7 protein-coding genes and 1 pseudogene are annotated in these 5,484 nt (G+C 72.7%); 5 read left to right on the top strand and 3 right to left on the bottom strand.

The window, feature by feature from the left end; genetic code table 11:
• Nucleotides 1-195: 195 nt before the first annotated feature.
• From ACFWEJ_RS26940 to ACFWEJ_RS26930, 3 genes and pseudogenes are all read left to right on the top strand, one after another.
• Nucleotides 196-660, top strand: a pseudogene (locus ACFWEJ_RS26940) (GrpB family protein); the annotation flags it as partial.
• Nucleotides 650-853: a GrpB family protein gene (locus ACFWEJ_RS26935; RefSeq protein WP_377232245.1), complete on the top strand. Its 204-nt coding sequence runs from the start codon at nucleotides 650-652 to the stop codon at nucleotides 851-853. The pseudogene ACFWEJ_RS26940 and the gene ACFWEJ_RS26935, both read left to right, overlap by 11 nt.
• Nucleotides 854-953: 100 nt before the next feature.
• Nucleotides 954-2,006 (top strand): NAD(P)-dependent oxidoreductase, encoded by a 1,053-nt coding sequence (locus ACFWEJ_RS26930; RefSeq protein WP_377232244.1) that lies wholly within the window; start codon nucleotides 954-956, stop codon nucleotides 2,004-2,006.
• On the opposite strand, the gene ACFWEJ_RS26925 is transcribed toward ACFWEJ_RS26930, so the two are convergent.
• From ACFWEJ_RS26925 to ACFWEJ_RS26915, 3 genes are read right to left on the bottom strand one after another with little or no spacing between them, the layout of a single operon-like run.
• The gene (locus ACFWEJ_RS26925; RefSeq protein WP_377232243.1) at nucleotides 2,000-2,392 is read right to left on the bottom strand and encodes a YybH family protein; all 393 of its coding nucleotides are present in this window, start codon (nucleotides 2,390-2,392) and stop codon (nucleotides 2,000-2,002) included. The two genes, ACFWEJ_RS26930 and ACFWEJ_RS26925, sit on opposite strands and share 7 nt — an antisense overlap.
• A gap of 9 nt (nucleotides 2,393-2,401) precedes the next feature.
• Nucleotides 2,402-2,815: an MmcQ/YjbR family DNA-binding protein gene (locus tag ACFWEJ_RS26920; protein ID WP_377232242.1), complete on the bottom strand. Its 414-nt coding sequence runs from the start codon at nucleotides 2,813-2,815 to the stop codon at nucleotides 2,402-2,404.
• 54 nt (nucleotides 2,816-2,869) lie between these two features.
• On the bottom strand, nucleotides 2,870-3,541 hold the full coding sequence (locus ACFWEJ_RS26915; RefSeq protein ID WP_377232241.1) for a DNA-binding response regulator: 672 nt from the start codon (nucleotides 3,539-3,541) through the stop codon (nucleotides 2,870-2,872).
• A gap of 96 nt (nucleotides 3,542-3,637) precedes the next feature.
• Between ACFWEJ_RS26915 and ACFWEJ_RS26910 the strand changes: the two genes are divergently transcribed.
• Together ACFWEJ_RS26910 and ACFWEJ_RS26905 are read left to right on the top strand one after the other, a co-directional pair.
• Nucleotides 3,638-4,564 (top strand): oxidoreductase, encoded by a 927-nt coding sequence (locus tag ACFWEJ_RS26910; RefSeq protein ID WP_377232240.1) that lies wholly within the window; start codon nucleotides 3,638-3,640, stop codon nucleotides 4,562-4,564.
• A 99-nt stretch (nucleotides 4,565-4,663) separates the two neighbouring features.
• Nucleotides 4,664-5,464: an NmrA family NAD(P)-binding protein gene (locus ACFWEJ_RS26905; protein WP_377232239.1), complete on the top strand. Its 801-nt coding sequence runs from the start codon at nucleotides 4,664-4,666 to the stop codon at nucleotides 5,462-5,464.
• The last annotated feature ends 20 nt before the right edge of the window (nucleotides 5,465-5,484 follow it).

Genomic DNA, 5,484 nt, shown 5'->3' with positions numbered 1-5,484 from the left:
GATCCGTCTCGAACTCGGCCAGATGGGCGATGCGAGCGGCCGCATGATTGCGGTGGATTCCGCAGACGGTGGCCCGCGGGGCGCCGGAGGGCTTGGTGGTCATGTTCAGTGGCCGCGTTTGGCCGGCCGGCGGCTCGATGCACCCGTGTCCGGGGGACCTGTCCTCAGGGCTTCTCCGCGCCGTAATGACATAATGTGCATTATCGGATCGGGCTCGGATGTAGCACGGAACTGGCACATCAGCTCGTAGATCCCAGCATCTGCAACGATCTCAGCGATCGTCTCGACCTGTGCCACGCTGTGCCGGTGCGTCAGGATCCCATCGTCATCCAGCCTCACGACCCCCGCTGGCAGCACGACTTCGACACCCAGCGGCTCGCCCTGGAGCCCGTGCTGGCCGGTCTGCTGGTCGCACCCGTCGAGCACATCGGGTCGACGTCGGTGCCCGGACTTCCGGCCAAGCCCATCGTCGACATGCTCGCCGTCGTCGACGACCACGAGGCCTTCGCTCCGGCGCTCCCTGAGCTGCTCAGGATCGGCTGGGTGCACGCCCCGGAACCCGGCGACGTCGAACGGCGCAAATGGTCGGTCTGTTTTCCGTCGGTGGAGCTCCGCACGCACCACCTGCACGTCGTCGAGCACGCGTCGACTGGCTGGCGCGACCGGCTGGCGCGACTGGCTGCTGTTCCGCGACTACCTGCGCGTTCATCCCGAGGCGGCACACCGTTACGCGACGCTGAAGGCCGAGCTCGCGGCGCAGGACCGGCGGGACCGCGTGCGATACCGGTCCGGGAAGGCGCCCCTGATCGGTGAGCTGATGGACGAGGCCCGGGCCTGGAGCTCGCTGGCGTGACCCTTGTGGCACCGTGACCTTCTGACATAACGAAGCCCCTCGTCCCCTGGACGCCCGTGCTTCAGACCCCCGGTGCGTCCGTACCGGGCAGAATCGCCGGGTGACCTCTCGATCCGCCGGCCCAGGCCCCGCCGTCCCTGACCTGGCCGACACGCTCCGCCGTCGTCCCACCGTCCGCCTCGGAGCCGACGTCGATCCGGCCTGGCGTGCCGCGCTCGCGGAATGGGCGCTCTCGAACGGGCTGGAGGTCACGGACGGGGATGCGACGCTCGCGATCACCACGAATCCGACGCAGGCAGCGCGCGCGGCGTGGGTCCACTCCCCCTTCGCCGGCGTCGAGCACCTGGCGCCGACCCTGCCGGACGACGTCGTCCTGACCCGCACCACCGGCACGATGCCCGGGCGAATCGCCGAGTACGTGCTGACCTGGGTCCTCGCGGAACGCTGGCAGGTCGCCCGCTATCTCGCACAGTCGACGACGGCGGCCTGGGACGCGTCGAACCCGCCCGCGTCGCCCGACCGTCGCGAGGCCGTCGTGGTGGGCACCGGCGCCATGGGCGCGGCGATCGCCCGGACCCTGGCGGCCCTCGGGTACCGCGTCGTGGGCCTGAGCCGGACCGGCCGTCCCGACGGCGCCTTCGACGCGGTACTCCCCCTCGCCGAGGCGTTCGGCCCTGCAGAATCTGGCGCTGCGGAGTCCCGTCGTGCAGCACCCGGTCCCGCGACACCTGAACCCCTGACGCACGGCTTGTCGACCGGCGTCGCACAGGTGTTCGATCCTGCGCGCGCCGATGTCCTCGTGCTCGCCCTCCCCCACACCCCGCAGACCGACGGGCTGATCACGCCCGCCCTGCTGCGGGCCTTCGAGCGGGTGCACCTGGTCAACATCGGCCGCGGCTCTGCGGTCCGCACCGCCACGCTGCTGGACGCGCTCGACACGGGCCGGGTGCGGCACGCCACGCTGGATGTCGTCGAGCGAGAGCCGCTGGAGGCATCGTCGCCCCTGTGGCGGCGGCCGGACGTCACGATCACACCGCACGTCTCCGGGCTCACCCTGCCGTCCGACGTCGTGGCCTGCCTCGACGCGGCGCTGACCGCGATCCGGGCGGGGTCGCGTCCGGCGTCGGCCGTCGCCCGGGACCGCGGTTACTGACCGTCCTGTCCGGACGCGCTGTCCTGGCCCGGCGCGAACGGCCACTCCTCGAACGCGCTGCACCGCCCGTCGTCGTCGAGCTCCAGGATCCACAGGTCGCGCCAGCGGTCCCCCGGCTCCAGGTACTCCACGTTCACCCGGACCACGGCGGTCGGCCCGTCGACGGCGAGCACCTGCGCCGTCAGCGTGAACTGCTCGTCCGGCCCGTCGCGGTGGCTCTCCCAGAACTCCGCGAGCGCCGGGAGCCCGACGACGGGTGGTGCCCAGGGTGAGGGCTGGTAGGTGGCGTCCGGGGTGAAGAGCTCGGCGAGGCCGTCGGTTCCGGCCGTGCGCCAGAGGCGTTCGTAGTCGCGGATCCAGGTCTCGACGGCGGTGCGCTGGGTCATCTGTCGAGGTTACTCAGTGGGTGCCGTGGCGGCCTGGGGTGCGTCCGGGGTGGTGGGTCCGGGTCGGTCGATCTGGTCGGCGAGGTGCTGCGGGGCCTGGATGCAGTAGGAGTCGGTGAGGAGCTCGGTGAGCTCGTCCCAGTCGGTGTGCTGGTCGAGGACGAGGCCGACGACGTTGGTGCCCCAGTCGGCCTTGAAGTACTGGGGTCCGAGGTGCTGGAACGCTGCGACCTCGTCGGGGTCGGCGCGGAAGGTGATCCGGACCAGGCCGTCCTCGCCGCCGAACACGTGGGCGACGGTGGCGTCGCGGGTCTTCCAGGCGACGCCGGTCCAGGCGTCGTGCTCGCGGCACTCGGGCAGGCGTTCGAGGATGGCGGCGAGCTGTTCGACGACGTCGACGGGGACGGGTGCGCGTTCGGTCACGTGCGTGAGTCTTGCACCCGCCACTGACACGCCCGCGGTGTGCGGCTCTGTGCGTCAGACGAGCCCGAGCTCCCGGGCGCGGACCCCGGCCTGGAAGCGTGACCCGGCGCCGAGGGCGTCCATGAGCTCGGCGACGCGGCGGCGGTAGGTGCGTACGCCGAGTCCGAGCGTGCGGGCGGCGGTCTCGTCCTTGACCCCCTGGCTGAGCAGGTCCAGGACCTGGGGTGCGAGCTGGCGGATCTCGGCGATCCGGTTGTCGTAGACGTCGAGCTCGGTGGCGGACCGCCAGGCGGCGTCGAACAGGGACGTGACGCCCTGGACGGTCTCGCGCTGGGTGATGACGCTGTAGCTGCGCTGCCCGGCGCGGACGTCGCCGGCGAGGATGACCAGGCGGCGGTCGAGGATGATCGTCTCGTTGATCTCGTCGGCGGTGATGCGGATCTGCGCGCCGTGCCGGTCGCGGTCGCGGGCCAGGCCCTGGGCGGCGACGGGGTCGAGCAGCAGGGCGGAGCGGTAGACCTTGCGGATGCGGACGTCGCCGGGGCGGCGGGTGCGGATCGCCTCGGCGAGCTCACCCGAGGCTTGCGCCCGGGCCCAGGTGGCGAGGTCGTTGGCGGCGCAGGCGACGTCGGTGGCGGTGGCCATCAGGTGCGCCGTGCGCTCCATGAGCTCGCGCTCGCCGTGCACGATGGTGACCACCTCGCCCGTCTGCATGACGTCGATCATGCCCTCCGGCGTCGCACGGCACCAGGCGCGGACGACGGAGCGGCAACAACCTGCCATCACCGCGGTATCGGACCGGCACGGCGCGAGGCTGGCTCCATGAGCGCAGAGACGACCACGAACACGACCACCACTTCCCGAAGCACCTGGCAGCTCGGTGACCGCACGGTCAACCGCATCGGGCTGGGCGCCATGCGGCTGATGGGCATGCCCTGGGACGAGAAGCCCCGTGAGCGGGGCTCGGCGCTCGCGGTACTGCGCCGGGCCGTCGAGCTCGGCGTGAACCACATCGACACCGCCGCGTTCTACTTCACGCCCACCCGTTCGGCCAACGAGCTGATCGGCGCCGCCCTGCAGCCCTACGCCGACGACCTGGTCATCACCACGAAGGTGGGCCCGGCCCGGTCGCGCGACGGGCAGATGGAGCCGATGGCGCGCCCCGACCAGCTCCGCGGCCAGGTCGAGGAGAACCTGCGGCAGCTCGGCCGTGACCACCTCGACGTCGTCAACCTGCGCTGGGGCACGCGGATGGCGGGCGAGGGCCGCGCACCGGAGTCCGTCGCGGAGCACTTCGGGGCGCTCGCGGAGCTGCGCGACGCGGGCCTGGTCCGGCACCTCGGCGTGTCCAACGTGCTGGCCGAACAGCTCACCGAGGCGCTGACCATCGCACCCGTGGTGTGCGTGCAGAACCAGTACGGCCTCACCCACCGCGAGGACGACGACCTGCTCAGCCTGTGCGGCGAGCGCGGCATCGCGTTCGTGCCGTTCTTCGCCGTCGGTGCGGCGGTCCCGGGCGCCTCCCCGGCGGGCGGCCACGACGACACGGGCCGGGCCGAGGTCGAGGCGATCGCCGCGGCGCACGACGCCACCCCGGCGCAGGTCCGGCTGGCCTGGACCCTGCACCGCGGCCCGCACGTCCTGGCGATCCCCGGCACGGGCAGCGTGGCGCACCTGGAGGAGAACGTCGCCGCGAGCGCCCTGCGGCTCACCGAGGACGAGCTGGTGGTGCTGGACGGGATCGCCTAGTCCCCTGTTCCCTCGGGCGACCTGCACCGTCAGGGGGACCGTCCCGTCAAGAGGATCGTCCCGCCGGGCCGGCGCCGGGGTCCGCGTACCCTGACCTGCGTGAGGATCGCGGTCACCGGCTCGACCGGCACGCTCGGCAGTCAGGTCGTCAACCTCCTGGCCGCGAGCGCCGGGCACCAGGTCGTGGCGCTCGCGCGTCGCCCGGAGGCGGTGCCGGCGAGGTTGACGGAGCAGGCGCTGCGGTCGGGCATGGTGACCGCGGTGCGGGCGGACTACGACGAGCCGGGGTCGCTCGTGGCGGCGCTGGGCGGTGTCGACGTGCTGGTGTTCGTGTCCGGGGACGGTGAGGCCGCGCGGATGGTGGTGCAGCACCAGAACGTGGTGCGGGCCGCCGTCGACGCCGGGGTGGGGCACGTGGTGTACCTGAGCGGGGTGGACGCCGACCTGGCCTCGCCGTTCTGCTACGCGTTCACCAACGGGTGGACGGAGCGGCTGCTGGAGGGCAGCGGGCTGCCGTTCTCGTTCGCTCGCGCGTCGCTGTTCACGGAGTTCTTCGCGTCGTTCCTGCGTCCGGCGCTGCGCTCGGGTGAGCTGCGGGTTCCCGCCGGGGGCGGTCGGGTGTCGCTGGTCTCGCGGTCGGACGTCGGACGGTGCCTGGCCGCGCTGGCGCTGCTGCCGCCGAGCGGGCGGCACCACGACCTGACCGGGCCGTCGTCGTCGACCCTTGAGACCGTGGCGCAGGTGCTGAGCGGGATCGCGGGGCGGCCGGTGCGGTACACCGACGTGCCGCCGCCGGGCCAGGGCGGGGTGCTGGGCCGGGGCGGCGGGGTCCCCGGGGGGGCGTACCCGGACAGCAGCAAGTTGGCCACGATACGTGTGGACCGGGGGGGGGGGGGTTAGGGCGAGGTGGTGCGGGTGAA

Source organism: Promicromonospora sp. NPDC060204 (assembly GCF_042728455.1).
Classification (GTDB): domain Bacteria; phylum Actinomycetota; class Actinomycetes; order Actinomycetales; family Cellulomonadaceae; genus Promicromonospora.
The sequence above is the reverse complement of the archived record's forward strand: the minus strand, read 5'-3'. Positions and strand labels throughout refer to the sequence as shown.

Excerpts from the sequence above, each read along its gene's own strand:
- ACFWEJ_RS26910 (WP_377232240.1), top strand. The coding sequence starts at position 3,638 with ATGAGCGCAGAGACGACCACGAACACGACCACCACTTCCCGAAGCACC.
- ACFWEJ_RS26915 (WP_377232241.1), bottom strand. The coding sequence starts at position 3,541 with ATGATCGACGTCATGCAGACGGGCGAGGTGGTCACCATCGTGCACGGC.
- ACFWEJ_RS26925 (WP_377232243.1), bottom strand. The coding sequence starts at position 2,392 with ATGACCCAGCGCACCGCCGTCGAGACCTGGATCCGCGACTACGAACGC.